The 25,964-nt window shown below is 66.0% G+C and carries 26 protein-coding genes; 12 read left to right on the forward strand and 14 right to left on the reverse strand.

From position 1 onward, the window contains the following. Window positions 1–83 precede the first annotated feature (83 nt). The 3 genes from prmB to JANGC3_RS0102070 all read right to left on the reverse strand — a co-directional run bounded on the left by prmB (window position 84) and on the right by JANGC3_RS0102070 (window position 2,592). Window positions 84–974 carry a 50S ribosomal protein L3 N(5)-glutamine methyltransferase gene (gene prmB, locus JANGC3_RS0102060; protein WP_017874819.1) on the reverse strand — a complete coding sequence of 297 codons (891 nt, stop codon included), beginning with the start codon at window positions 972–974 and terminating at the stop codon, window positions 84–86. 49 nt (window positions 975–1,023) lie between these two features. Next, the gene (dapE, locus tag JANGC3_RS0102065) at window positions 1,024–2,157 is read right to left on the reverse strand and encodes a succinyl-diaminopimelate desuccinylase (protein ID WP_017874820.1); all 1,134 of its coding nucleotides are present in this window, start codon (window positions 2,155–2,157) and stop codon (window positions 1,024–1,026) included. Window positions 2,158–2,238: 81 nt separating this feature from the next. Then, complete coding sequence (locus tag JANGC3_RS0102070; protein WP_017874821.1) at window positions 2,239–2,592, reverse strand: ArsC family reductase; 354 nt, start codon at window positions 2,590–2,592, stop codon at window positions 2,239–2,241. A gap of 211 nt (window positions 2,593–2,803) precedes the next feature. Between JANGC3_RS0102070 and JANGC3_RS0102075 the strand changes: the two genes are divergently transcribed. From JANGC3_RS0102075 to JANGC3_RS0102085, 3 genes are read left to right on the forward strand one after another with little or no spacing between them, the layout of a single operon-like run. Further along, window positions 2,804–4,171 (forward strand): sensor domain-containing diguanylate cyclase, encoded by a 1,368-nt coding sequence (locus JANGC3_RS0102075; protein WP_017874822.1) that lies wholly within the window; start codon window positions 2,804–2,806, stop codon window positions 4,169–4,171. Then, window positions 4,155–6,194 (forward strand): TonB-dependent receptor plug domain-containing protein, encoded by a 2,040-nt coding sequence (locus tag JANGC3_RS0102080; RefSeq protein ID WP_017874823.1) that lies wholly within the window; start codon window positions 4,155–4,157, stop codon window positions 6,192–6,194. The genes JANGC3_RS0102075 and JANGC3_RS0102080 overlap by 17 nt, the downstream gene beginning before the upstream one ends. Next, on the forward strand, window positions 6,191–6,700 hold the full coding sequence (locus JANGC3_RS0102085; protein ID WP_017874824.1) for a YfiR family protein: 510 nt from the start codon (window positions 6,191–6,193) through the stop codon (window positions 6,698–6,700). Before JANGC3_RS0102080 ends, JANGC3_RS0102085 begins: the two co-directional genes overlap by 4 nt. Before the next feature lie 24 nt (window positions 6,701–6,724). On the opposite strand, the gene JANGC3_RS0102090 is transcribed toward JANGC3_RS0102085, so the two are convergent. The 4 genes from JANGC3_RS0102090 to JANGC3_RS0102105 form a co-directional block, all read right to left on the reverse strand. Then, window positions 6,725–7,864: a PilT/PilU family type 4a pilus ATPase gene (locus tag JANGC3_RS0102090; protein ID WP_026132430.1), complete on the reverse strand. Its 1,140-nt coding sequence runs from the start codon at window positions 7,862–7,864 to the stop codon at window positions 6,725–6,727. An 88-nt stretch (window positions 7,865–7,952) separates the two neighbouring features. After that, the gene (gene dapD, locus JANGC3_RS0102095) at window positions 7,953–8,780 is read right to left on the reverse strand and encodes a 2,3,4,5-tetrahydropyridine-2,6-dicarboxylate N-succinyltransferase (RefSeq protein ID WP_017874826.1); all 828 of its coding nucleotides are present in this window, start codon (window positions 8,778–8,780) and stop codon (window positions 7,953–7,955) included. A gap of 20 nt (window positions 8,781–8,800) precedes the next feature. Continuing rightward, window positions 8,801–10,018: a succinyldiaminopimelate transaminase gene (dapC, locus tag JANGC3_RS0102100; protein ID WP_017874827.1), complete on the reverse strand. Its 1,218-nt coding sequence runs from the start codon at window positions 10,016–10,018 to the stop codon at window positions 8,801–8,803. Window positions 10,019–10,250: 232 nt separating this feature from the next. Continuing rightward, complete coding sequence (locus JANGC3_RS0102105) at window positions 10,251–10,652, reverse strand: MerR family transcriptional regulator (RefSeq protein WP_051068199.1); 402 nt, start codon at window positions 10,650–10,652, stop codon at window positions 10,251–10,253. A 79-nt stretch (window positions 10,653–10,731) separates the two neighbouring features. Between JANGC3_RS0102105 and JANGC3_RS0102110 the strand changes: the two genes are divergently transcribed. Both JANGC3_RS0102110 and JANGC3_RS0102115 read left to right on the forward strand, forming a co-directional pair. Next, window positions 10,732–11,148: a hypothetical protein gene (locus JANGC3_RS0102110; RefSeq protein ID WP_327075779.1), complete on the forward strand. Its 417-nt coding sequence runs from the start codon at window positions 10,732–10,734 to the stop codon at window positions 11,146–11,148. 49 nt (window positions 11,149–11,197) lie between these two features. After that, the gene (locus JANGC3_RS0102115) at window positions 11,198–11,974 is read left to right on the forward strand and encodes a DUF4153 domain-containing protein (protein WP_017874830.1); all 777 of its coding nucleotides are present in this window, start codon (window positions 11,198–11,200) and stop codon (window positions 11,972–11,974) included. Here JANGC3_RS0102115 and motA read toward each other — a convergent pair. Beyond that, complete coding sequence (motA, locus tag JANGC3_RS0102120; protein WP_026132432.1) at window positions 11,971–12,834, reverse strand: flagellar motor stator protein MotA; 864 nt, start codon at window positions 12,832–12,834, stop codon at window positions 11,971–11,973. The genes JANGC3_RS0102115 and motA overlap by 4 nt on opposite strands. A gap of 109 nt (window positions 12,835–12,943) precedes the next feature. Beyond that, a complete protein-coding gene (locus tag JANGC3_RS0102125) occupies window positions 12,944–13,840 on the reverse strand; it encodes a LysR family transcriptional regulator (protein ID WP_017874832.1) in 897 nt (298 codons plus the stop codon). Window positions 13,841–13,950: 110 nt separating this feature from the next. Between JANGC3_RS0102125 and JANGC3_RS0102130 the strand changes: the two genes are divergently transcribed. Both JANGC3_RS0102130 and JANGC3_RS0102135 read left to right on the forward strand, forming a co-directional pair. Then, on the forward strand, window positions 13,951–14,685 hold the full coding sequence (locus tag JANGC3_RS0102130) for a sulfite exporter TauE/SafE family protein (RefSeq protein ID WP_017874833.1): 735 nt from the start codon (window positions 13,951–13,953) through the stop codon (window positions 14,683–14,685). 146 nt (window positions 14,686–14,831) lie between these two features. After that, the gene (locus tag JANGC3_RS0102135; protein ID WP_026132433.1) at window positions 14,832–17,333 is read left to right on the forward strand and encodes an acyl-CoA dehydrogenase; all 2,502 of its coding nucleotides are present in this window, start codon (window positions 14,832–14,834) and stop codon (window positions 17,331–17,333) included. Window positions 17,334–17,354: 21 nt separating this feature from the next. Here the strand turns inward: JANGC3_RS0102135 and JANGC3_RS0102140 are convergent, their stop codons facing one another. The 3 genes from JANGC3_RS0102140 to JANGC3_RS0102150 all read right to left on the reverse strand — a co-directional run bounded on the left by JANGC3_RS0102140 (window position 17,355) and on the right by JANGC3_RS0102150 (window position 18,952). Further along, window positions 17,355–17,918: a DUF1439 domain-containing protein gene (locus JANGC3_RS0102140; protein ID WP_026132434.1), complete on the reverse strand. Its 564-nt coding sequence runs from the start codon at window positions 17,916–17,918 to the stop codon at window positions 17,355–17,357. Window positions 17,919–18,032: 114 nt separating this feature from the next. After that, window positions 18,033–18,458 carry a YciI family protein gene (locus tag JANGC3_RS0102145; RefSeq protein ID WP_017874836.1) on the reverse strand — a complete coding sequence of 142 codons (426 nt, stop codon included), beginning with the start codon at window positions 18,456–18,458 and terminating at the stop codon, window positions 18,033–18,035. Between the two features lie 11 nt (window positions 18,459–18,469). Beyond that, window positions 18,470–18,952, reverse strand: coding sequence for a VOC family protein (locus JANGC3_RS0102150; RefSeq protein ID WP_035787517.1), 483 nt, complete (start codon window positions 18,950–18,952; stop codon window positions 18,470–18,472). A 204-nt stretch (window positions 18,953–19,156) separates the two neighbouring features. Here JANGC3_RS0102150 and JANGC3_RS0102155 point away from each other — a divergent pair, with 204 nt between their 5' ends. From JANGC3_RS0102155 to JANGC3_RS0102175, 5 genes are all read left to right on the forward strand, one after another. Next, window positions 19,157–20,230, forward strand: coding sequence for a hypothetical protein (locus tag JANGC3_RS0102155; protein ID WP_157406415.1), 1,074 nt, complete (start codon window positions 19,157–19,159; stop codon window positions 20,228–20,230). Window positions 20,231–20,426: 196 nt separating this feature from the next. Then, window positions 20,427–21,677, forward strand: a complete 1,251-nt coding sequence (locus JANGC3_RS0102160; RefSeq protein WP_026132435.1) for a DEAD/DEAH box helicase — start codon at window positions 20,427–20,429, stop codon at window positions 21,675–21,677. Between the two features lie 217 nt (window positions 21,678–21,894). Further along, window positions 21,895–22,473 carry a hypothetical protein gene (locus JANGC3_RS0102165; protein WP_017874840.1) on the forward strand — a complete coding sequence of 193 codons (579 nt, stop codon included), beginning with the start codon at window positions 21,895–21,897 and terminating at the stop codon, window positions 22,471–22,473. Window positions 22,474–22,888: 415 nt separating this feature from the next. Next, window positions 22,889–23,476, forward strand: coding sequence for a hypothetical protein (locus JANGC3_RS28145; protein ID WP_035787518.1), 588 nt, complete (start codon window positions 22,889–22,891; stop codon window positions 23,474–23,476). A 351-nt stretch (window positions 23,477–23,827) separates the two neighbouring features. After that, the gene (locus JANGC3_RS0102175; RefSeq protein WP_017874842.1) at window positions 23,828–24,241 is read left to right on the forward strand and encodes a hypothetical protein; all 414 of its coding nucleotides are present in this window, start codon (window positions 23,828–23,830) and stop codon (window positions 24,239–24,241) included. Between the two features lie 13 nt (window positions 24,242–24,254). On the opposite strand, the gene JANGC3_RS0102180 is transcribed toward JANGC3_RS0102175, so the two are convergent. Both JANGC3_RS0102180 and JANGC3_RS0102185 read right to left on the reverse strand, forming a co-directional pair. Continuing rightward, the gene (locus JANGC3_RS0102180; RefSeq protein WP_017874843.1) at window positions 24,255–24,938 is read right to left on the reverse strand and encodes a hypothetical protein; all 684 of its coding nucleotides are present in this window, start codon (window positions 24,936–24,938) and stop codon (window positions 24,255–24,257) included. Continuing rightward, the gene (locus JANGC3_RS0102185; RefSeq protein WP_017874844.1) at window positions 24,935–25,948 is read right to left on the reverse strand and encodes an MlaD family protein; all 1,014 of its coding nucleotides are present in this window, start codon (window positions 25,946–25,948) and stop codon (window positions 24,935–24,937) included. Before JANGC3_RS0102185 ends, JANGC3_RS0102180 begins: the two co-directional genes overlap by 4 nt. Window positions 25,949–25,964 lie beyond the last annotated feature (16 nt).

The following is a 25,964-nucleotide window of genomic DNA, read 5'->3' on the forward strand; positions in this document are numbered from 1 at the left end:
GGAATGCAGTTCAGGTAATGCCAATGTGTAAACCAGAGGCGTGCATCCGGCGGCGGAGCCGCCGGCGCCCCGGCTTCATGCTATTAGTTCAAACGCAACTGGTCGGCGGTCAGCAGGAACACCATGTCGTCGCCGGCGCTGGTGGTCAGCCAGGTCAGGCCCAGCGCGCCAAAGGCGGCTTCGGCGAATGCGCGCTCGTTGCCGATTTCAACCATCAAAATGCCGTCGTCGGTCAGGCGCTCGGCGGCGCCGGCGACGATCTTGCGCACCAGGTCCATGCCGTCGCTGCCGCCGTCGAGGGCGATCCGCGGCTCGCACAGGTACTCCTGCGGCAACTTGCCCATCGACGTAGAGTTCACGTACGGCGGATTGGTGATGATCAAATCGTATTTCTTGTCCGGCACGTTCTGGTACAGGTCGCTCTCGATCAGCGTCACGCGCGACTCCAGCTTGTAGTCGGAGACGTTGCGGCGCGCCACGGCCAGCGCGTCCGGCGAGATGTCGACGGCGTCGACCGTGGCGTTCTGGAAGGCGTCGGCCAGCATGATCGCCAGGCAGCCGGAACCGGTGCACAGTTCCAGGATGTTTTCCACGCCCTCGGGATCGGGTACCCACGGCGAGAAGAAGTCCGGCACCAGCTCGGCGATGAAGGAGCGCGGCACGATGACGCGTTCGTCGACGTAGAAATTGTACGTGCCGAGCCAGCCTTCCTTGGTGATATAGGCGGCCGGCACGCGCTCGACGCTGCGGCGCTCGATGACGGCCAGCACGGCGGCCACTTCGTCGGCCAGCAATTTGGCGTCCAGGAAGGGTTCCAGCTTGTCCAGCGGCAGCTTGAGCGTGTGCAGGATCAGGTAGGCCGCCTCGTCGAACGCTTCGGCGCTGCCGTGGCCAAAAAACAACTTGGCGCTGTTGAAGCGGGTCACGGCGTAGCGCAGCAAGTCGCGCGGCGTGGTGAAAGAGGTCGGGCTCATGGGCGCTCTCGAAAAAAAGGCGGCCCGCGAGCGGGCCTGGATATTGGGGTTACGGCAGCAAGTTCTCCAGCGTACGCCGGTAGATATTCTTCAGCGGATCGATGAAGCGCAGTTCGATGTGCTCGTCGATCTTGTGGATACTTGCGTTAGGAGGACCGAATTCTATCACCTGCGGGCAGATCTGAGCGATGAAACGGCCATCGGAGGTGCCGCCAGTGGTCGATAACTCCGTTTCGATGCCGGTTTCGGCCAGGATCGCCGACGATAGCGCGTCGCTCAGCTCGCCGCGCGGGGTCAGGAAGGGCAGGCCGCTCAGCGTCCACTTCATGTCGTACTCGACACCGTGCTTGTCGAGGATGGCGTGGACGCGCGCCTTCAAGCCCTCGGAGGTGCTGGCGGTGGAGAAGCGGAAGTTGAAGTCGACCACCAGTTCGCCCGGGATGACGTTGGAGGCGCCGGCGCCGCCGTGGATGTTGGACATCTGCCACGACGTCGGCAAATAGTATTCGTTGCCGGCGTCCCATTGCTCGGCGACCAGCTCGGCCAGCGCCGGCGCGGCCAGGTGGATCGGGTTCTTCGCCAGTTGCGGGTAGGCGATGTGGCCCTGCACGCCCTTGACGGTCAGCCTGCCGCCGAGCGAGCCGCGGCGGCCGTTCTTGATCATGTCGCCCAGCGTGTCGGCCGAGGTCGGCTCGCCGACCAGGCAATAGTCGATCTGTTCGCCGCGTTCCTTCAGCATCTTGCAAACGATCACGGTGCCGTCGGTGGCCGGGCCCTCCTCGTCGCTGGTGATGAGGAAGCCGATCGAGCCGCTATGGGCCGGGCGGGCGGCGACGAATTCCTCGCAGGCCACGACCATGGCGGCGATCGAGGTCTTCATGTCGGCCGAGCCGCGGCCGTACAGCTTGCCGTCGCGGTGGGTCGGAATAAACGGCTGCGAGCGCCACTGCTCGACCGGGCCGGTCGGCACCACGTCGGTGTGGCCGGCGAAGACGATCAGCGGCGCCGTCGCGCCCTTGCGCGCCCACAGATTGGTGACGCCGTTCGACTCGATGGTTTCGCAGACGAAGCCGAGCGGCTCGAGCAGGTCGATCAGATGGCGCTGGCAGCCCTTGTCGTCGGGCGTGACGGAGGACAGGGCCAGCAGTTTTTCGGTCAGCGCGAGAGTCTTGGAATAAGTCATATATATTTATTATGGAGGTGCGGCCGGGGCCAGACCCCGGGGGGCTGGCCCCGGGGTTACAGGAGTTGCTTGGTTGACAGTCTACAGCCCAAAAATCGCGCGGTACTGCGCGTCCGAAAACGCGACATGGAACTGTTGTCCATCATGCAGCACCGGCCGCTTGATCACCGACGGCGACTCCAGCATCAGTTCCAGCGCGCTGTCGGCGTCGACCACGGCGGCCTTGCGTTCCTCGCTCAGATTGCGCCAGGTGGTGCCCTTGCGGTTCACCAGCGCCTCCCATTGCAGATGTTGCAGCCATTGCGCGACGGTGGCGCGCTCCAGGCCCTGCTTTTTGAAATCGTGGAAGGTAAACGCTTGCTGCTGGTCGGCGAGCCAGACGCGGGCTTTTTTGACCGTGTCGCAGTTCGGGATGCCATATAAGGTTATTGTCATGAGAAATCGGGGGCTGGCAGGGTTGATCGGGCCAAAGTGTCCGCTCGAAGGGCGCTAGAATACCATGGCTGCGGTGGCCGGCGCGCCACGCCGCGGCGCAATCGCCGCTCTTTTGCGCCACCGCGGCGGGCTTTCGGCATACAATCCCATAGAAAGATAATTCCTTGAGGAAATTGTGCGCCGGAACGGACCGCCCCTTCCCGGCGCCGCCATGCCGTTTCCCCAGTCGCCACCACGCCGCCGCCAAGCCGCCACCGCAGCCATGACCGACCAGACCAGCGCCACCCACGTACCGCAGCCCCGCGCTTCCGGCGACTCGCTGGTACGGCGCCTGACGCGGCTGAACCTGCTGGTGCTGAGCGCAACCATGTTGCTGACGTTCACGCTGATCGCCACGGCGACCTGGTTCGTCGCGCGCGCGCGCCAGGCGCAAAGCGCCGAACTGGGCGCGCAGCTGCTGGCCAACAGCGTCGCGCCGATGCTGGTGTTCGTCGACGCCGCCGCCGCGCGCAACGAGCTGGCTTCGTTCTCGCGCCGCAGCGACCTGCTCGAAGTGCAGGTGCAAACCAACCAGAACGTGCTGTTCGCCCACTGGCAGGCCGAGCCCGGCGCGGCGCTGGCGCGGCTGGCGCCGCCGCGCCAACTGGCCACGCGCGCCAGCGTCACCAGCACCTCGGCGCAGGCGCTGGAGGTGTGGGTGCCGGTGCGCCTGAAGGGCGAGCGGGTCGGCGCGCTGGTGGTGCGCGAAAGCCTGCAAAGCCTGCACCGCACCCTGCTGCAACTGTCCGGCCTGGCCGGAACCTTGATCGCGCTGGCGATCTGGGTCGCGGCGCGCGGCCTGCGCGCGGTGCAGCGGCGGGCGCTGGCGCCCATCGTCGACCTGTCCGACCTGGCCGAGCGCGTCTCGCGCGACCACAACTACAGCCGCCGCGCCACCGTGCACCGGCGCGACGAGGTGGGGCGCTTGACCGAACGCTTCAACGAGATGTTGAAACGCATCGAGATCTGGCAGGCCGATTTGCACCAGCAACTGGAACAGGAACAAGTGGCCGGCCGGCAGATGCAGCGGCTGGCGCACCGCGACAGCCTGACCGCGTTGCCGAACCGGCTGTTCTTCCAGGGCGAGTTGCAGCGCCACCTGGTGCACAGCGCCCACGCCGCCGAGCTGATGGCGCTGATGTTCATCGACCTGGACAATTTCAAGGTCGTCAACGACGAGCACGGCCACGAGGCCGGCGACGCCGTGCTGTGCGAAGTGGCGCAGCGCATGGCCGGCGCGGTGCGCGCGCGCGACGTGTTGTGCCGGCTCGGCGGCGACGAGTTCGCGCTGATCTTGCCGGCGCTGCCGGACCAGGCCGCCGCCGAGCAGTTGGCGCGCCGCGTCATCGAGGCGGTGCGCGCGCCGCTGCACGTCGCCGGCCGGTTGATGCCGGTCGGCGCCACCATCGGGCTGGCCTTCTACCCGCTCGACGCGGGCGACCCGAGCGCCTTGCTGAACGCCTCCGACCGCGCCATGTACGCGGCCAAGCGGGCTGGCAAAAACACCTTCAGGAGGGCCGGCGATGCGCAGTCCGAGTAGGCGCCGCGGCGCCGCGCTGCGGCTGGCGCTGGCCGCGGCGTGCTGCTGGCCGGCGCTGCAACAGGCGCAAGCGCAAGCGCAAGCTCAAGTGCCAGTCCCGGCCCCGGCCCCGGCCCAGCCCCCCGCCAGCGCCGCCCAGCCTACGCTGGAGCAGTTGCTGCGCCAGCCGCTGAGCGAGGTGCCGCGCGAGGTCGAAGTGTCGACCTCGTCGCGCTACGCCGAAAGCGCGGCGCAGGCGCCGTCTGTCACCTACGTCGTCACCGACGCCGACATCGCCCGCTACGGCCTGCGCAACATGGCCGACGTCATGCGCAGCATGCCGGGCCTGTTCGTCAGCGGCGACGGCGAATTCGTCTACGTCGGCGCGCGCGGCCTGGGCCGGCCGGGCGACCTGAACTCGCGCCTGTTGTTCCTGGTCGACGGCATCCGCGTCAACGAGAACATCTACGACGCCGGCGTGCTGGGGCCGGAGTTCCCGGTCGACGTCGGGCTGATCGAGCGGGTTGAATTCGCGCCCGGCCCCGGCTCCGCGCTGTACGGCAACAACGCCTTCCTCGGCGTGGTGAACGTCATTACCAAGGGCAGCGACAAATTGCGCGGCGCGCAGGTGAGCGCCGCCGTCGACTCGGACCGGCTGCGCCAGCTGCGCGCCAGCTGGGGCCACCGCTCCGAACGCGGCTGGGAGGGCTGGCTGGCGCTGAGCGCGTTCCGCCAGGACCGCATCGCCTCGGCGGTCGAGGTGGCGCCGGCCGAGCGCGACCTTGCCGCCGAGCGCAACTGGGACCGCGGCGAGCGCGTGCTGGGCATGGCGCGCGCCGGCGGCTGGACCTTGCGCGGCGGCGTCAGCCAGCGCGAGCGCGGCTTCCCCAGCGCGCTGGGGGCCGAGCCTGGCCACAACTTCGGCCAGGCCCGCGCCGTCGTCAACGGCAGCTTCGCCGCGCTGGCGTACGAGCGCGCGCTGGGCGACGACTGGACCTTGTTCGGCGCCGTCTCGGCCAAGCGCAGCGAGTACCGCTACATTGAACCGTATCTGCGCGATGACGCGCTGGAACGCGAATACGCCACCGTCTCGCTGGGGCGCTGGGTCAACGCCGACCTGCGCCTGAGCACGCGGCGCTGGCGCGACCACGACTTGATGGCGGGCGTCGAATACCAGGGCGACCGCGAGCAAAAAATCAGCGCCGGCACCGTCGGCGAGCCGGTGCTGGCCGAGTTTTTCGGCAACAACCGGCGCCGCGGCCTGTTCGTGCAGGACGCCTGGCGCCTCAACGACGCGCACCGCCTGATCCTCGGATGGCGCCGCGACCAGGCCACGGCCGGCGGCGGCAGCAGCAATCCGCGCCTGGCCTGGGTCTGGAGCGGCGTCGCCGACGCGACGCTGAAGTTGATGTACGGCAGCGCCTTCCGCGCCGCCAACCTGTACGAGTTCCAGGTCAACGCGCCGTTCCAGGTGGCCGTTCCGGCGCCGGAGCGGATACGCACGCTGGAACTGGCGTGGGAGCACGCGCCCACGCCGCGCCTGCAATACCGGCTGTCGCTCTACGCTTCGCGCTTGCGCGACCTGATCGGCGTGAACCAGCAAACCGGCTTCGTCGAGAACAGCGGCCCGATCCGCAACGCCGGCGCCGAGCTGGGGCTGGAGCGGCGCTGGGACGGCGGCCGGCAATTGCGCGCCGCCGTGTCGCTGCAGGACAGCAAGGACGCGCACGGCCAGGGCTTGAGCAATTCGCCGCGCACGCTGGTCAAACTCCTGTTCAGCCAGCCGCTGGCGGGCGACGCGCTGCGGCTGTCGTGGCAGGCGCTCGGCACCAGCCGGCGCCGCACCGACGCGCAGGACTTGCCCGGCTACGCGCTGGTCAACGCGGTACTGCTGTGGCGCCCGGGCGCCGAGGCGGAGTGGTCGCTGGGACTCTACAACCTGGCCAACAAGCGCTATGCCGACCGGCCCTGGACGCCGGGCGTGTCGCTGCTGCAAGAGGGGCGGGTGCTGCGGCTGTCGCTGACGCGGCGTTTCCTTCCATGAGGCGCCGCTGTTGGCTGGCCGCGCTGTGCTGGCTGGGCCTGGCCGCGCCGGCGTGGGCCGGCCCGGACGAGGTGCAACTGAAGGCGGCCTTCATCTACCGCTTCGCGCAACTGACCGAATGGCCGCCGGCGCCGCCGCGCGAATTCACCTACTGCGTGGCCGGCGACGCGCCGTTGCAGGAAGCCTTGCGCGGGCTGACGCAGGGCGCGCCCGGGGCGGCGCCGGTGCGCCTGTTGTACCTGAGCGAACCGCAAGCGGTGCCGCAGTGCCAGTTGCTGGTGCTGGGAATGAAAGGGCGGGCCGAGCTGCAGCGCTGGCGCGAGTTGCTGGCCGACGGCCCGGTGCTGATCGTCGGCGACAGCGCCGAATCGTTTCGCAGCGGCGCCGTGATCGGCCTGGTACTGGAGCCGAACGGCTTGGCGTTCCGCATCAACCAGACCGAGGCGAAGCGGCGCGGACTGGTGCTGAGCTACCAAATGCTGAAACTGGCGCGCGAAGTGAAATAGGGCGAGCGGAGGCGGCTGGGCGCCTCAGGTGTTCAGCGTAAACTCGGTAAACGACGCCTCGGTGCTGGCCTTGGCTTCCGGCTCGGCCTGGGCGCTCTTGCTGTCCGGCCCGTTGTTAAGCAGCCACAATAAATTGGTGGCCGAATCGGCGTTGGCCAGCGCCTCCTCCTGGCTGATGATGCCGTCCTTGACCAATTGCAGCAGCGCCAGCTCGAACGACTGCGAGCCCGGCGACATGCTTTTCTCGATCGCCTCCTTGATCTGGTTGATGTCGCCTCGTTCGATCAAGTCGGAGATGTGGCGGGTGTTGACCATGATCTCGACGGCCGCCGTGCGGGTGCCGCCGTTGATCGAGCGCACCAGGCGCTGCGACACGATGGCCTTGACCGTCGACGACAGGTCTTGCAGCAGCGACGCGCGGTTCTCGATCGGATAGAAACTGATAATGCGGTTCAGCGCGTTGTAACTGTTGTTGGCGTGCAGCGTGGCCAGCACCAGGTGGCCGGACTGGGCGTAGGCCAGCGCGGCGGCCATGGTTTCCTTGTCGCGGATTTCACCGATCAGGATGCAGTCGGGCGCCTGGCGCATCGAATTGCGCAGCGCGGTGTAGAAGTCCTTGGCGTCGCTGCCGATCTCGCGCTGGTTGACGATCGACCGCTTGTTCTTGAACAGGTACTCGATCGGGTCTTCCAAGGTCAGGATATGGCCGGAGCGCAACTCGTTGCGGTGGTCCAGCATCGACGCGATGGTGGTCGACTTGCCCGAGCCGGTCGAGCCGACGATCAGCATCAGGCCGCGCTTTTCCATGATCAGCTCGGCGAGCGCGCTCGGCAGGCCGAGGTCGGCCAGCGCCGGGATGTTGGCGGGCACGTAGCGGAACACGGCGGAGATGCTGCCGCGCTGGCGGAACGCCGACAGGCGGAAGCGGCCCAAGTTGGGCACCGAGATGCCCATGTTGAGTTCGTTCTCGCGTTCCAGCTCGGCCACTTGTTCGGGCGTGCAGATTTCAGAGAGCAGCGAGCCGATGTTGTCCGGCTCCAGCTTTTGTTGATTGATGGGAATCAGATTGCCGTTGATCTTCAGGTGGACCGGGGAATTGACCGCGAAAAACATGTCCGACGCGTTCTTTTCCTTCATCAACTGGAATAAGCGTTCCATGGCCATCGTGTACCCCTTCATCAGTTTGGGGACAGACCACGTTTTCCGAGAAAGTATTTCTCGGAAAACGTGGTCTGTCCCCGGTGTGGCTGAATTAAATCCCGCGCAGCAACTCGTTGATGCCGGTCTTGGCGCGGGTTTTGGCGTCGACGCGCTTGACGATGACGGCGCAGTACAGGCTGTACTTGCCGTCGTCCGACGGCAGGTTGCCCGACACCACGACGGAGCCGGCCGGCACGCGGCCGTAGCTCACTTCGCCGGTGGCGCGGTCGTAGATCTTGGTCGACTGGCCGATGTAGACGCCCATCGAAATCACCGAGTTCTCTTCGACGATGACGCCTTCGACGATTTCCGAGCGGGCGCCGATGAAGCAGTTGTCCTCGATGATGGTCGGGTTCGCTTGCATCGGTTCCAGCACGCCGCCGATGCCGACGCCGCCGGACAGGTGGACGTTCTTGCCGATCTGCGCGCAGGAGCCGACGGTGGCCCAGGCGTCGACCATGGTGCCTTCGTCGACGTAGGCGCCGATGTTGACGAACGACGGCATCATGACGACGTTCTTGCCGATGAAGCTGCCGCGGCGGGCGACGGCCGGCGGCACCACGCGGAAGCCGCCTTTGACGAAGTCGGCTTCGGTGTAGTTGGCGAACTTGGTCGGTACCTTGTCGTAGAACTGCATGGTGCCGTCGCCGCTCATCACGACGTTGTTTTCCAGGCGGAACGACAGCAGCACGGCTTTCTTGACCCACTGGTTGACGACCCAGTCGGCGCCGGTTTTTTGCGCGACGCGGATGCTGCCGTCGTCGAGGCCGGCGATAACGTGGCCGACCGCGTCACGCAGCTCGGCGGCGCCGTTGGCCGGGGTGATCTCGGCGCGGTTTTCCCACGCCTGCTCGATGATTTGCTCTAATTGTTGGCTCATGATGTTCTTTGGTTGGGGGTTCAAGATGCTGATAAGGAATGGCAGAACTGGACGATGCGGCGCGCCGCCTCCAAGCCTTCCTCGGCCTCGGCGACCAGCGCCATGCGGACCCGGTTGCTGCCTGGATTGATGCCGTGCGCGTCGCGCGCCAGGTAACTGCCAGGCAATACCGTGACATTATATTCGGCGTACAGGCGCTGCGCGAATTGCGTGTCCGACAGGCCGGTGCGGCTGACGTCGGCCCACAGGTAAAAGCCGGCGTCCGGCAGTTCCACTTGCAGCACGCCCTGCAACAGCGGCGTGATGGCGGCGAACTTGGCGCGGTACTTTGCGCGATTCTCTTCGACGTGGGTTTCGTCGTTCCAGGCCGCGACGGAGGCCGCCTGCACGGTGGGGCTCATGGCGCCGCCGTGGTAGGTTCGGTAGAGCAGGAATTTTTTCAACACCTCGGCGTCGCCGGCGACGAAGCCCGAGCGCATGCCCGGCACGTTGGAGCGCTTCGACAGGCTGGAGAACACCACCAGGCGCGCGTACGGGCGCGGGGCGCCGGCCAGGCCGAGCGTGTGGGCCGCCTCCAGCGCGCCCAGCGGCGGCTGGTCGCCGTGGTAGATCTCGGAATAGCACTCGTCGGCGGCGATGACGAAGTTGTAGCGCTCGGACAGCGCGAACAGGTGCTCCCAGTCGGTCAGGGTCAGCGTGGCGCCGGTCGGGTTGCCGGGCGAGCAGACGAACAGCAGCGCGACGCGCTCCCAGACGGCGGCCGGAATGCTGTCGTAATCGCAGCCGAAATTACGCGCCGGATCGGAATTGACGAAATACGGCTCGGCGCCGGCCAGGTAGGCGGCGCCCTCGTAGATCTGGTAGAACGGGTTCGGGCTGACCACCAGCGACTTGGCGGCCGGGTCGATGACCGTTTGCGCCAGCGCGAACAGCGCCTCGCGCGAACCGTTGACCGGCAACACCTGCGTGGCCGGGTCCAGCGGCGCGATGCCGTAGCGGCGTTCGAGCCAGTTGGCGATGGCCACGCGCAGCGCCTGCGAACCGATCGTGGTCGGGTAGCTGGCCAGTCCGGCGACGTTGTCGGCCAGCGCCTGCTGGATGAACGGCGGGGTTGGGTGCTTCGGCTCGCCCATGCCCAGGCTGATGGCGGAATAGTCCGGATTGACGCTTACCTTGGCAAATAATTGGCGCAGTTTTTCAAACGGATACGATTGCAGTTTGTCGAGATGTGGATTCACGTAGCGGACCAGAGCGGAAGAGCGGTTGGGGAGGGCGGCCGGATGGCCGCGGTCAAGCCCAACTATTATAACGTTGTTGGCCTGCCCACGTGCCCGCCGCCCTTGGGGGGGGCGAGCCGAATGCCGTGAGCGCGATTTTCGCAGGTCGGTCCAGCCGCGACGGCGTCACCCGACAACGTTGGCCCGGAGCGGCGCGCCGGATTACGCGTCGACCATCCGCGTCAATGTCGTTTCACAACAACACCGCCATATCGAGACTTGAGCCCGGAAGTGTTGGCGGGCTCAGCGGGCAGGCGGCCATGTTGTCGTCGAGGCGGCGCGCCAGTTCGCCGCGCAGGCCGTGCAGCCCGGCGATGCGGACGTCGATGTCGGCCAGTTTGCGCGCCAGCGCGGCGCGCAGTTGCGGCGCTGACGCCTCCGGCGCGTTCAGCAGCGGCAAGTCGGCTTCGATTTCGGCCAGGGTGAAGCCCAGGCTTTGGGCGATGCGGATGTAGCGCAGCCAGTCGAGCGCCTCGGGCGGGTAGTCGCGGTAGCCGTTGCCGGCGCGGCGCGCGCGCAGCAGGCCGCGTTTCTCGTAATAGCGCAGCGTGTCGCGGCTAAGCCCGGTGGCCGCGGCCATTTCCCCTATTTGCATGCATCGCCTCCATTGCGCTTGACCTTGGAGTGTACTCTAGGCTTTAGCATTGCCGTATTACTTTTCTGGGAGTGTGAAGATGATGCCGTCCGTGTCGCCGTCCGATTTTCGCCACATCGTGCGCGCCAGCGCGCTCTATGATGTGCTGCTGACCGCGCCTTTCGCCACGCCGTGGAGCTTCGCGCTGGTGCGCGAGCAACTGTCGAACGTGAACGTGTTGCTGGGCGGCGCCGCCCTGCCGGCGTTCGAACCCTTCCACGTGCTTATTTGCTGTTTGCTCGGGAGCATTGTGCTGGTCTGGTCGGCGTTGCGCGTGCGCGACCCGCAGCCGCGCCTCGGCCGTTACGACGCCGCGGCGCGGCTGCTCTTTTCGACGTGGATGGTGTGGGCGCTGCTGGCCACCGGCGCGCCGGTGCTGTGGCTGTTCTTGCTGCCGGAGTTCGCCTGGGGGCTGGCGCAGCTGTTGCCGCTCCGGCCATTATTAAAAAAAACATAACGAGGTGCGATCATGGCGGCGCTCGTACTTATTGAGACAGGACTGCCGCATGTCGCACACGCCCGCCGCGAAAGACACCTTCACGCTCGACACGGTGGCGACGCCGAGGGTGGCGGCCGCGCGCCTGGCGGTCGGGCTGTTGCAGGGCGCGCTGCTGTATCTGTTGTATCTGGCGAAAGCGGACCAGTTGTGGCCGGCCACCCAGCCCTATCTGTTCGCGCCGCTGGTGTTGCTCGGCGTGCTGTCGCCGATGTTGCTCACCAGCCTGGGGCATCTGGCGCCGCGCCGCGCCGCCGCCTGGATGCTGGCGGCGGCGCTGGTGGTCGTCGCGCTGGCGCCGTACGACATCTGGCGCCTCGACGGCGCGCCGGCTTGGCGGGATGACGCTGGCGCCGGCGCGCGCGTCGATCCGATGCCGTCGACCTTGCTGTTCGTGTTCTGCGGCGTCGGCCTGTACATCGCCCACGCGCTGGTGCTGGCCGGCGCGCTGGAGCGTCGCCTCGTGGCGCGCTATCCGAGCTATTTCGACGCCGCCTGGAAACTGGCGATCCAGTTGCTGTTTTCCGCCTTCTTCGTCGGCGCGCTGTGGCCGGTAGGCGCCGACGTCGCGCGCACGGTCGCCGTCAGCGCGCGCGTGGCGGCGATGCTGTTGTTGCCGATCTGGGCCAACGGCGTGTACGCGCTGGGCCTGCGGGTCAACGACTATGGCTGGTCGTCGGAGCGCATCATCGGCGCCGCCTGCCTGCTGGTGGTGGGCTGCTACGCGATGCGCAGGCTTGGACCTGTCCGCCGGCCCCCTAGGGCGCGCTTCGGCCCGGCGGCCTAGTTCTTGTATCTGACCTGGCGCACGTGCTTTTCCAGTTCGTCGAACGAGGGCCGTTCGGTGTTGGAGATGACCTTGCGGCCGAATTCCACCGCCAGCGCCGGCGCGTAGCCGTTCAGGCTGGCCAGCAGTGTCACCTTGATACACTGCAGCATCTTTTGCGATTCGTGGTGCTTGCGCCGCAGCAGGCTGGCGACCGGCGAGACGAAGCCGTAGGCCAGCAGGATGCCGACGAAGGTGCCGACCAGCGCGTTGGCGATCAGCACGCCCAGCTCGGCCGGCGGCAGCCCGACCGAGGCCATCGTATGCACCACGCCCATCACGGCGGCGACGATGCCGAACGCCGGCATCGCGTCGGCCAGTTGCGCAATGGTTTGGATCGGCATTTCGCCGTCTTCGTGGTGGGTTTCAATTTCGTTGTCCATCAGATTTTCGATTTGGAACGCGTCCATATTGCCCGACACCATCAACCGCAGGTAGTCGGTGATGAATTCGAGGATGTGCGGGTCGGACATGGTGCGTGGATACTGGAGGAAGATCGCGCTGCCGTAGGGATTGTCGATATCGTCTTCCAGCGACATCAAGCCTTCCTTGCGGATCTTGGTGAGCACTTCGAAAAGCAAGCCCATCAACTCCATATACAGCGACTTGGTGTATTTCGAGCCGTGCATCAGCGACGGCAACGCCGCCATGGTGGCCTTGATCGCCTTCGAGTCGTTGCCGACCACGAAAGTGCCGATGGCCGCGCCGCCTATCATCAGCAACTCGGTCGGTTGGAAGAGGGCGCCCAAGTGCCCGCCCTGCAGGGCGAAGCCGCCAAAAATGGAGAGCAGAACGACGATGAATCCGATAATCACTAACAACTTATACCCCAGCTAACATTTCCATCTCGCAATATTAACTGATTTGGCACACGGCGTCGCCGTTTGCGCGATAAATGCCGGCCCGACAGCGGCGCCGGCCGGGCCGGGCTCAGGCTTTGAGCGCGCCGACCAGCGCGCGGGCGTGGGCCGACAAGTCGTCGTGGCGGCGCACGCAGACCAGCAAATGGCGCATGGCCCAGGGGTCGGTCAAGCGCCGCTGCCGGATCGCCAGCATTTTTTCATAGCGCCGCGCCGCCGCCGCCGGAATGATGGCGATGCCGGCGCCGCTTTCGACGACCCGGCAAATGGCGTCGAAGCTGCGCAGGCGCAGGCGGTAGCGCAGGCGCTGCCCGAGTTTCGCCGCGTGTTCGCTCAGGTGCTGTTGCAGCGCGCTGTCGGCGGCCAGGCCGACGAAGTCGTAGGCCAGCGTTTGCGCGAACGCGATGTCGCCGCCGCCGCCGCCCGGCCCGGCGAGTAGCGGGTGCGCCGGCGCCGCCACGACAACCAGCGGGTCGTCGCGGAAAGGGAAGGTTTGCAGGCCATCGCTGTTGGCGCTGTCGGCCACGATGCCGATGTCGGCGACGCCGTCGAACAGCGCCTGGACGATGTCGCCGCTGCGCCTTTCCTCGACCTCGACGTGGACCTGCGGATGCGCGCGCAGGTAGTCGGCCAAGGCTTGCGGCAGGAATTCGCTGAGCGCCGAGGTGTTGCACAACAGGCGTATCTGGCCCTTCAGGCCTTGCGCATAGTCGCCGAGGTCGCCGCGCATTTTCTCCACTTGCCCCAGGATCACCCGGGCGTGGTGCAACAGCGTACGCCCGGCCTCGGTGGCGTCGACGCCGCGGCGTTTGCGCAGCAGCAGCGGCACGCCCAGCAAGTCTTCCATGCCGCGCAGGCGCGCGCTGGCCGACGCCAGCGCCAGGTGCGCGCGCTCGGCGCCGGCGGTGATGCTGCCCGCCTCCACGACGTGGCGGAAGAGTTGCAGGTCGGTCAAATCAAAGCGCATGGTCGGGTCGTGTCAGGTCGTCGAATCCAGCGTCGGCCTATGGCTGCGCCGAAGGCTGGCTCAGTGTATCCCACATTTCCATGCGCCGCCTTTGCCGGCAGACTGGGCGCATGGAAAATATATTGTTGATCGCGGCGACCTTCTGGCTGGCCGGCACCGTCAAGGGCGCGGTTGGGCTGGGTCTGCCGACCGTCGCCATCGCTTTGCTGAGCCTGCTAATGACGCCGATGGAGGCGGCCGCCTTGTTGTTACTGCCTTCGTTGCTGACGAATCTATGGCAACTGGCCGCCGGGCCGGATTGCACGCCGTTGCTGCGTCGGCTGTGGCCGCTGTTGCTGGGGGTGTGCGCCGGCACCGCCGCCGGGGCCGCGCTGGCGCAGCGGCTGCGCGCCGATTGGGCCGGCGGCGCCTTGGGGTTGGCCTTGATGGTCTACGCGGCGCTGGGGCTGGTGGCGGTGAGCTGGAGCGTGTCGGCCCGGCTCGAGCGCTGGCTGGCGCCGCTGGTCGGCGCGGCGACCGGCGTCGTCAGCGCCGCGACCGGGGTGTTCGTATTGCCCGCCGTGGCTTACTTGCAGGCGCTCGGGCTGGGGCGGGACCAGTTGGTCCAGGCCATGGGGCTGGCCTTTACCGTGTCGACGCTGGCGCTGGCGCTGCAGTTGGCGTGGTCCGGCGCGCTGCACTGGCGCGGCGCCGGCGCGTCGGCGCTGGCCTTGTTGCCGGCCCTGGCCGGCATGGCGACCGGGCAATGGCTGCGCCGCAAGATGCCGCAGGCGCTGTTCCGGCGCTGCTTTTTCACCGCGCTGATGGCGCTGGGCGGCCAGTTGTTGCTGCGCGCGGCGGGCTGAGTAAAACCGTGCCGGATTGGCAATTTTAATAAATATGCAGAATGCGCGGGTCCTATGCGCGATACCGCACTGATATCCACCGCCTATCTCAGTAAAGTGGGCCTGTAGCGTTCGACTTCCGGCCGCTGCGCAAAGGGAGAGATGAGATGGGTATGTGGATGCTGGCGGCTGTCGTCGCAACTGTGGCGCTGATGTTGTTCCAGGCCGCTGGCGCCTTGTGGGTCGCGGCAATCGCGCTGTGGATCGTCGTCGGTTACGCCGGCGACGTCATTGACGCGCTCGCCGCCGCGGTCCTGCTGGTGGTGCTGGGCGCGCCGGCGGTGCTGCTGGCCAGCAAGTCGCTGCGCCGCAGCCTGGTCAGTCCGCATCTGTTGGCCCTGTTTAAACGCATCCTGCCGAGCATGTCCGAGACCGAGCGCGACGCGCTGGAGGCGGGCACCACCTGGTGGGACGCCGACTTGTTCTCCGGCAAGCCCGACTGGAATAAACTGCTCAGCCTGCCGGCGCCGTCGCTGAGCGACGAAGAGCAAGCCTTCCTCGGCAACGAGGTCAACCAATTGTGCGCCCTGGTGGACGATTGGGAAAGCACCCAGCTGTGGCAGGGCTTGTCGCCGCAGGCATGGCAGTTCGCCCGCGACCGCGGCTTCCTCGGCATGATCATCCCGAAACAATACGGCGGCAAGCAATTCTCGGCCTATATGCATTCGCAAGTGGTGATGAAGTTGTCGACGCGCTGCTCGGCGCTGGCGGTGCAGGTGATGGTGCCAAATTCCCTCGGGCCGGCCGAATTGCTGCTGCACTACGGCACCGACGCGCAAAAAGACTATTACCTGCCGCGCCTGGCGGCCGGCACCGAGGTGCCGTGCTTCGCCTTGACCAGCCCGTACGCCGGCTCGGACGCCGCCGCCATTCCCGACACCGGCGTGGTCTGCATGGGCCAGTTCGAGGGCCGCGAAACGCTGGGGCTGCGCGTCAGCTGGACCAAGCGCTATATCACGCTGGGGCCGGTGGCGACGCTGCTGGGCCTGGCGTTTCGCGCCGTCGACCCCGACAAGCTGCTGCCGCCCGGCGTCGAGCCGGGCATCAGCTGCGCGTTGATCCCGACCACCCACGCGGGCGTGGTCATCGGCCGGCGCCACTGGCCGCTGAACGCGGTGTTCCAGAACGGCCCGACCTCCGGCAGCGACGTCTTCATCCCGATGCAGTGGGTGATCGGCGGCCAGCCGCAGATCGGCAAGGGCTGGCGCATGCTGATGGAATGCCTGGCGGCGGGACGGGCGATTTCGCTGCCGTCGGCCAGCGTCGGCACCGCCAAGCTGGCCGTGCGCGGCACCAGCGCCTACGCCGCCATCCGCCGCCAGTTCAAGACCGCCATCGGCAAGTTCGAAGGGGTGCAGGAGGCGCTGGCGCGCATGGGCGGCAACCTGTACATGATGGACGCGACGCGCAAGCTGTCGGCGCTGGCGGTCGACCTGGGCGAAAAGCCGGCGGTGATCTCGGCCATCGCCAAATACCACGTCACCGAGCGCGCCCGCGCGGTCGTCAACGACGGCATGGACGTCCTGGGCGGCAAGGGCATCTGCATGGGGCCGAGCAACTTCCTGGCGCGCGCCTACCAGCAAATTCCCATCGCCGTCACGGTCGAGGGCGCCAACATCCTGACGCGTTGCCTGATCATCTTCGGCCAGGGCGCTATCCGCGCGCATCCTTACGTGCTCAAGGAAATGCACGCCAGCACCGAAACCGACGGCCGCAAAGCCCTGCTGGACTTCGACGACGCCTTCTTCGGCCATGTCGGCTTCGTGTGCGCCAACGCGGCGCGGGCACTGTGCTACGGCTTGACCGGCGCGCTGCTCAAGCCCGAAGTGCGCGCCGCCGCCGAAGACATGCTGCGCTACTACCGCGCGGTCGACCGCCTGTCGACGGCGTTCGCGCTGATGACCGACTTCGCCATGTTCGTGCTGGGCGGTTCGCTGAAGCGGCGCGAGCGCATATCGGCGCGCCTGGGCGACATCCTGTCGCAGATGTATTTGATTTCCGCCACGCTGAAACGCTTCGAGGACGACGGCCGGCCGCAAGCCGACGCGCCGTACGTGCACTGGTCGGTGCAGGACGCGCTGGCGCGCGCCCAGAACGCGCTGATCGGCGTGCTCGACAACTTCCCGAACCGCGCGCTGGCGCTGGCGTTGCGGCTGCTGGTGTTCCCCTTCGGCCTGCCTTACCGCGAACCGTCCGACGCGCTCGGCGGCGAGGTGGCCGAGGCGATGCAAACGGCCGGCCCGGGCCGCGAACGGCTGCTGGCCGACTGCTTCGTCGCCGACGACTTCGGCGACCCGATTGCCTGCGGCGAATTGGCCTTCGCGCTGCTGCCGCAGGTCGAGGCGATCGAGCACCGCTTCAAACCGGCGGTCCACTCCGGCGCGCTGGCGGCGATTCCGCAAAGCCTGGTGGAGATGCGCGAATGGGTGGCCGACGCCGCCGCCAGCGGGCTGATCACGGCCGAAGAACGCCACGTGCTATCGGATTTTGCGCGCTACGCCGACATCTCGATCCAGGTCGACGACTTTTCCGCGGACCTCAACGCCGCGGCCGACGTCGGCCGGCGCCAAGCCATGACCGAGCGGCGCAAGGAAATGGCGGAAGCGTAAGCGGAATAGTTGCGCATCAACTTACTTGGCCGCCTCGAAAGTAACGATGAGCGCCTCGGCCGTCGTGCGGATGCCGGTCGGGACGAATTGGACGCCGGCGTAGCGCAGCTCTTCCGGCCGGAAGTTATACAAGGGCACCTCGCCGGCGATTTGCTGCGCCACCAGATTGGCCGCCTTGGCGAGCTGGCGCTGCACGCCCGCGTCGACGCCGTCGACTGTAAATTGATCAACCCTGGCCTCGCGCAGGAAGACGGCGTTGCGGCTGGCGTCGACCAGCAGCCGGCCCGACATCGCCATGCCGCCGCGCCAGGATTGCTTGGTGAACGGCGGCGCGATCTTTGCCTCCAACGCCAGGCCGATACGGTCGTCGGGCAACAGCGCCAACCGCGGGCGGGTCAGTTCGACGTGCAGCAGCGCCATCATGCGGTTTTCCAGCGGAAAGCGGCGCTCCAGCCCTTGCTGCAGCTTGGCCAGCGGCAGCTCCAACTGGCGCTGGCCGATCAGGCTGGCGCAGGAACAGAGCAGGGCGCACGCCAGCGGCGGCAGGGCGACCCGCGCCATGCGTCGCGTGATATTCGATGTCATGTTTTCTTAAAGTAAAGAGCCGGAGACGCCGATAGTAAACCAACGGCGCGGAGCCGAGGTCAGACCCTAGGTCTGACCTCGGGGTTAGGCCTGTGGTGTTGATTGTTCCAACGCTCACACCGCCAGCTTGGTGCCGGCCCGCATGCGCTCTTCCTGCAGCTTCAAATCCGGCGTCAGGGCGGCGCCGAAATCCTCGCTCTCGAACACCTGGCGGATTTCAATTTCCGAATCGCCCGGCATCGGGTTCGGGCAGCGCTTGACCCATTTGATCGCTTCCTCCTTCGACTCGACTTTGATCAGCCAGAAGCCGGCGACCAAGTCCTGTGTATTGCCGAACGGGCCATCCACGACGGTTCGGTCGCTGCCGGAAAATATGACGCGGGCGCCCATCGCGCTGGGATGCAGACCCTCGCCGGCCAGCAGCACGCCGGCCTTGGACAATTCCTCGTTGAAATTTCCCATGTCTGTCAGCAATTGCTCACTCGGCATGACGCCGGCTTCGGATTGCGCGCTGGCTTTCACTATGATCATGAAACGCATGGCCGGCCCCTTTATGTTTGCGATGCGTCGACGCAGCCTTGCATGGCCGCCTTGTGCATCTCTTCCGGGCTGACGTCGCGCACATGGGTGGCCAGCGACCAGTTATGGCCGAACGGATCTTGCAGCACGCCGTAACGGTCGCCCCAGAACATGTCTTGCAGCGGCATGGCGACGGTCGCGCCGGCGTCCAGCGCCCGCGCGAAGGCGGCGTCGACGTCGTTCACATACATGTGGATCGTGACGGGCGAGCCTTTCAGCGACTTCGGCCCGAAGCTGCCCCATTCGGGGAATTCGTCGACCAGCATCAGGTGCGAGTCGCCGATCTGCAACATCGCGTGCATCAGCTTGCCGTCGGCGCCGGCTATGCGGCCACCCTCGGTCGCGCCGAACGCCTTCTTGTAAAACTCGATCGCATCGGCCGCGCCGGCGCACACCAGGTGCGGGGTGAGCGTGTGCATTCCTTCGGGGATAGGTTTCACTTGTGCTTGGTTCATATTGCTCTCCTATTAAATTGAAAGGCAGTGCATGATTACTCCAACGTCGGTGGCAGAAGAAATTCGCGGACAAACGCGCGTCGCAAAGTGCCCGCACCAACGATTCTTGAGGATTTACAAAGGCGCCAATGGCCGGCTGAACGTCTGAAAATCAGTCGCAAAGGCATACTGGCGATATTCCGATTCACATTTCATATATTCAACATGACTAATTTGCTACAGGGCCTATTGTGCGCTTTTTTCGTCGCCGCGTCGCTACCGGCGGCGGCCACCGGTGACGCCGCTCAGATCGCGGCGCGCGCCGGGGTCTGGAGCGGTAGCGTCGGCAAGCAGCAAGTGCTGGCTTGCTTCGACCGATCGGACGACGCCAAGTATTACTACCTGAAGCATTCCAACACCATCCCGCTGAGCGCCGTCGACGGCAAGAACCTTGCCTGGACCGAGGGCCGCGGCGACGGCGCCACCGGCCGCTGGCGTGTGCGCGCCGTCGCGCCGGACCGGCTGGAAGGGGAGTGGAGCGGTCCGAAGGGCCAGCGCAAGGCGCCGATAGTATTAACGCGCAGCTATGCGGACGCTGACGGCAAGGGCAATTGCGACGACGCCGGCAACGCGCTGTCCGACGCCTTCAACGGCCCGCGGCTGGACGCCCAGAAGGTGACGCGGCAAGCGGCCGTGTTCGGGCGGCGCGCGTACGCGAAGCTGTCGACGCTGGGCGGCTCGATCCAGTCGCTGGCTTTCCCGCCGGCGCTGCCAGGCATGGCCGGCGTCAACAAATTGATCGACCGGTTCGCGCGCGCCGCTATGCAGCAGTACTTCGACTGCGCGGCGCCGGGCCAGGACTACAATTCCTCGATGACCATCACATACTGGAGCAAGAACTGGCTGTCCATTGGCCAGCATAGGGAAGGCTTTTGCGGCGGCGCGTATCCGTTTCACCAACTCCAGCAGCGCACCGTCGACATTGCCGGCGGCACGGAGGTCGACCTGTGGATGTGGTTCAAGCATGACGGCAAGGGCGATAGCCAGGCGACGCCGGCGCTGCAAAAGCTGATCCTCTCCGGTGACGGCGCCGACACCAGCGACCCGGAGTGCGGCCCCTTGCTGACCGCGGCGCGCTACTACCAACTATCGCTGGGCGACAAGGGCATGGTGTTCTCCACCACCTTCCCGCACGTCGCGCAGGCGTGCGACATGGACATCGTCGTACCATACGCCAAGCTGGCGCCTTTCCTCAGCGAGTCCGGCAAGGCCGCGCTGCAGACGGTGCAGGCGCCCTGAGGCGGCGAACTTAGCCGGCCGGCAACGCTAAAAAAAGCCCCTGGCGCCCAGCCGGGGTCGGCCCGCGGGGTCCGACCCCGGGGTTACGCCCGTGGTTTTGATTTATACTATCGTCCTTGCACCTCTCAACCGGCATGGCGCCAGCGTTTTGCTGCGCAGCCAGCCAATCCCACACTTTCGAATGCTAAGGCCCGATATGCCATTTTCCTCACTGGGTCTGATTCCCTCACTCGTGCGCGCCGCCGGCAAAGTCGGCTACAACGCGCCGACCGCGATCCAGGCCGGCGCGATTCCCGTGATCTTGCGCGGCGGCGACCTGCTGGGCGCGGCCCAGACCGGCTCCGGCAAGACGGCCGCGTTCGCGCTGCCGCTGCTGCAGGCGATGCTGGCGCCGGCCAGCGGCCCGCGCCGAGTGCGCGCGCTGGTGCTGGTGCCGACGCGCGAACTGGCGGCCCAGGTGGGCGAGGCGATCCGCAAGCTGGCCAAGCACCTGCCGGTGCCGCTGAAGACCGCCATCGTGTTTGGCGGCGTGTCGATCAATCCGCAGATGATGGACCTGCGCGGCGGCGCCGACATCGTCGTCGCCACGCCGGGCCGCCTGCTCGACCTGATCGACCACAACGCGCTGACACTGTCGGGCGTGTCCATGCTGGTGCTGGACGAGGCCGACCGCTTGCTCGACCTGGGTTTCAGCGACGAAATCGGCCGCCTGCTGGGCATGATGCCGGCGCAGCGCCAAACCCTGTTCTTTTCGGCCACCTTCCCGGACGAGGTGCAGGCGTTGGCCGACACGCTGCTGCGCGCGCCGGTGCGCATCGAAGTCGAATCGGCGCCGCAGGACGCGCCCGACATCTTGCAGCGCGCCATCGCCGTCGACGCGTCGCGCCGCACCATGCTGCTCAAGCACTTGATCCTGGAACAGAAATGGGAGCGCGTGCTGGTGTTCGTCGCCACCAAATACGCCGCCGAGCACGTGGCCGAGAAGCTGCAGCGCAACGGCATCAAGGCCGACCCCTTCCACGGCGAGTTCAGCCAGGGCGCGCGCAGCCAGGTGCTGTCCGACTTCAAGGCCAGCCGCATCCAGGTGCTGGTGGCAACCGATGTTGCCGCGCGCGGCATCGACATCGCGCAATTGCCGGCGGTGGTCAACTACGACCTGCCGCGCTCGGCGGTCGACTACACCCACCGCATCGGCCGCACCGGCCGCGCCGGCCACAGCGGCGTCGCGGTCAGCTTCGTCAGCGCCGACACCGAGGCGCATTTCCGGCTGATCGAAAAGCGCCAGAACGTGCTGCTGGCGCGCGAAATCATCGCCGGCTTCGAGCCGGTCGAGCCGGCCGCCGTCATCGTCGAGCACGCCGCGACCGACACCGTCAACGGCGGCGTCAAGGGCGCGCGCAAGAGTAAAAAAGACAAGCTGCGCGAAGCGGCCGCCAAAGCCGAATAAGGCGCGACAAAAGCCCGCGGCCCAAACATGGGGTCGCGGACCCTCGGCGCCAAGGCGGGAAGGCCCAACCCCGGCCCTTGCCCTTGGTTTTCATGCGCTCGCCACGCCGCGTGACTTTCCCTTGAGTAATCGTAAATTCCATTCCCAGCAAATTGCTATCCTTTAATTCGAAGGCGGGTTTCCGCACGTCTGCCGACAGCATCAAAGGAGAACTTCCATGCCGCACCGCTTGGCACAAACGCTTGGCTGCGTTGGCTTGACACTGCTATTGGCTACGCTCGGCGGATGCCGGGGCGGCAGCGAAATATGGAAAGAGGAGGTGCAGCTAAGCGACGGCCGTATTATCGTCATCGAGCGCGAGACCGTATTCGAGCAAGGCAGCGAATGGGCGCATAACGATCGCGTCGGCAAGCCAAAGAGGCAACGAATTCGGCTTGAGCCGGCGAACGGATCGAAGAAAATGATCGTTTGGAACACCACCAAAAAATCCCCGGATGGCTTGCCCGAAGTACCGTTGATTTTTGATGTCGAGGACGGCGCACCGGTGGTAATGTCCAGCGTCGAGCTTACGGCGGGGTGCGAAATGTACTCGAAATACGTCTACTGGAACGGCATCTGGGTGGAAGAACGGCTGCCCGACACTTTCACGCGGCGCTCGACGAACCTGCTGGTCCGGGACGGCGCGGACCTGCCGCAACTCGTCGGTTTGCGGGAAAAGCAAGCTGGCGGCGCCCGTATGGGGAAACGGCCCGCGCTCAGGCAGGTGGGGCCGGTCCTGACGGTGTGCGACAACTAGCGTCTTGAATTGTGCCTGCCCGCCATTCCAACCAGGTATACGGTGCCTGTCGCTCGCCGATTCCACCACATCTCTTTGTCAATCACCATTACTCGCTCAGCACACTCATGCCTTGAGTGACGAATCGCGCAAGCGCCCATGCGTACCGATCCTCAGCGCTAACCAATCCGTCCCCGAACACCAGACTGGCCACGCGCGGACGTTGCGGCGCTCTGCCGTTCAAGTACCGCGACATCGAACTTTTTTGTGAGATTCTTTAGGAACCAGTGACTAAAACCAATTCGCACTATTTCAAAAATACTATTATCATTTTCATTTTATTGGTCGCGTGGTTGCCTGTCGAACCCGGCGGCGCCACTGACCAGCCGCAATTGCCGCAGGCCGTCCCGGCGTTGATCTTCGATAGGAGTATCTCATGTGTGACGAAAATTCTTGCTTAAAGACGATCATTGCCGTCGGTTTGATTTTTTTCATGGTGGTTAGTATGAGCGCGTGCGTGGGCGGTAGCGAAAAATGGAAAGAGGAGGTGCAATTGAGTGATGGCAGAGTCATCGTTGTTGAGCGGGAAACGATACGTGCGCGTGGCGGTGACGAGTGGGCCCATAACCGTAGCGGGACAAAGCCAAAGGAGCATCGAATTCGATTTGCGTCTGCGGACGGGGCTACGTCGGTGATCGAATGGAAAACCACGAAATTATCGCCGAGCACCTGGCCGGAAATACCGTTGATTTTCGACCTAGAGGCGGGACAGGCAATGATCGTGGCCAGCGTCCACGTCTCGGCGGGGTGCGAGATCTATACGAAATATGTTTACAGAAATCGCACGTGGATTGAAGAAAGACTTCCCGATAAATTCGAACGGCGCATAACAAATCTACTTATTCGAGATGGTATTGATATGCCGGAGTTCGTCAGTTTGAAGGAAAAACAGCGTGAAAATGCGAACTTGGGCTACCGAATCGCGCTCCGGCAAGTCGGGCCAGTTCGCATGGTTTGCGGTTAGTTACGTGATTTATAAACTAAGAACCATAAATTATCCGGAGGTATGTCATGCCAAGCGCGTTTGAATACATGCAGCTTGCGACTATTATTTATGCTGCTTCCGATGAAAATAGGATCGATATCCCCACCGGTTGGAGTCAACTCGACTGGGAACTTGACATATGGACGGGCTTCTCGGCAGGTGCATATAGGAATAATGGAACAAACGACATTGTTATTTCTTATGCCGGCACTAACGACGGCGTTGCCGATCCACTGAACTGGACGGCGGGCATGGGCTGCCGCTGCCGCAGATATTTCAGGCCATGGTCTATTATTTTGCATTTAAGGCAGAGAACCCACAGAGTACCAGTTGACCCTCAAGGATTGGTACCTCGGCGTGGACAAGCACAGCGTCGCCAGCTTGCAATTGCTGATCGAGGGCACGGCGGATTACAACGCGGCGTCGCCCAGCCAGTTGAACAACCGGAAAGTCGAGCATTTCAGTTTCGACGGCCTGGCGGCGGCATTCGACCAGGCGCGCGCGGCCAACCCGTCGTTGAGCAGTTGGGCGCTGTCGTCGTCGCTGCTGAGTTTTCACCTCGGCGGCAGCGACACGGCGGCCATTGGCGCCGACCTGGCCTATCAGTATGCCAAATACGGCGGCCTGTCGAACATCTCGCTAACGCCGGTCCAGGCGATGATGGCCGATGCCGCGTTTGGCGCGGCCAGCCAGACCCTCTGCGGTGGCGTCGGCTTGCAGGACTTGTCGGCGCGGCTGATGTAGCGGCCGGGCGGCGTCAGGGCGTCGTTGCGGCGCCCTGCACCAGGTCCATGCGCCGGCGCAGGCGCTGCGCCTCTTGCGCGTCGCCGGCCTTGTCGGCGCGCAGCGCCTGCACGCCGAGCCAGGCCAGCAGCGGGCGGCGCCAGCCTTGCGCCGACGCCGTCTCGACCGCGGTGGCCAGCAGCGCCGGGCTGGCGCGCCCGGCGCGCAGCAGTACGCCCGCCGCCACCAGTTGCGACAGCGGCTCGCCCATGCCGGCCACCGCCGCGGCGGCGGCGGCGTCGGTGGCGGCGCCGGCGGCGTCGCGGTGGGCGGCCGGCAGCAAGGCTATCTGGTCCGGTTTGGCCGTCCCCGCCAGATAGGCGGCGTAGGCCCGTTCCGACGCGGCCGCGTCCTGGCGCAGCGGCGCGAAGCCGGCGCATTCCTCGAACACCAGGCTGGCCACGCGGGTGGCGCAGCGCAGCAGTTCGACGCGCGCCAGCAGGTCGACCTTGCCGGTGGCGGCGACTTGCTGGCGCGCCCGGGCGAACTCGGCGGCCTCGACCCGCGCGTTGCCGTCCAGGTAGGCCGATTCGAAGCGGGCGATGGCGCTTTGCGCGTTCATTTGCCAATCCGGCACCGGCGGGCCGCCGGCGCAGGCGGCCAGGCTCGCCAGCAGGCTGGCCGCCAGCAGGCGGCGGGGCAGGGCGTTCAATGTCATGGCAGTTTGATCTCCGTGTCGCGTTTGAACGGCCATTTTCGGTTCAGTTCGTTTACCAGTTGTTCGACCTTGCGCAGGTTGCTTTCGACGTCGGCGCGCAGCGGCGCCAGGTCGGCGGTGGCGGCCTTGGCGTTGGCGCCGACGGCCTGCGCCTCGACCAGCACGGCGTCTAGTTTCTTCAGGCTGCTGCGGGTGTCGGCCAGCAGCGCGTTCAGTTGCACCACGGTGGCCTGGGCGTCGGTCATCACGCCGCCCTTGCCGAACACGCGGCTGTCGGCGTTGCCGATCAGGCTGTCGGCTTTCTGCGCCACCTTGTCGACCGTGAGCAGCAGCGCGTTGGCGCGCGCCACCAGTTGCTGCGTGTTCTTGTCGTCGCCGCCGATCAGGCCCATCGCGCCGGCCGGGCCGTTGAGTTTGGTGGTCACTCCCTGCACGTTGCGCAGCGCCACGTCGAGCGAGGAGTCGGCCGCGGTCAGCGTCGTCAGGTTTTGCAGCAGATCCTTGGCGGCGGCCAGCAGGCGCGGGATTTCGGCGCCGGCGTCGCCCACCAGCAGGTCGCGCGCGGCGCCGTCGGGCAGCTCGGGGTCGGCCGGGATGCCGCTGAAGGCGCGCAGCTTGGCGCCGCCGACCAGGCCGCGTTCGAGCGTGAAGATGCTGCTGCTGCGCAGCCAGTGCGCCTGCGAGCGCGGCACGTCGACGATGACCCGGGCCTTGCCGTCGGCGCCCAGTTCGATGCGGCGCACGCGCCCCACCGGGAAGCCGGAAAAGGTGACGTCCATGCCGACCACGACGCCGTCGGAGTCGTCGGCTTTCAGCACCAGTTGCTGGGTCGCCTCGAAGGCGCCGCGCGCGTACATCAGGTACAACACCGAGCCTGCCACCAGGGCGAACATCAGCACCAGCAGCAGGGCCGCCTTGAATTCGGCGTTGCGCACCGGCGGCGTGCTTGGCAGCGGCGCGTCGGGCGCCAGTTCGGCGTCGGCGCCGGCGTTGGGAGTCGGTTCGGTCATGGGTGGCTTGTTGTTA

Source organism: Janthinobacterium sp. CG3 (assembly GCF_000344615.1).
Lineage (GTDB): Bacteria > Pseudomonadota > Gammaproteobacteria > Burkholderiales > Burkholderiaceae_D > Janthinobacterium.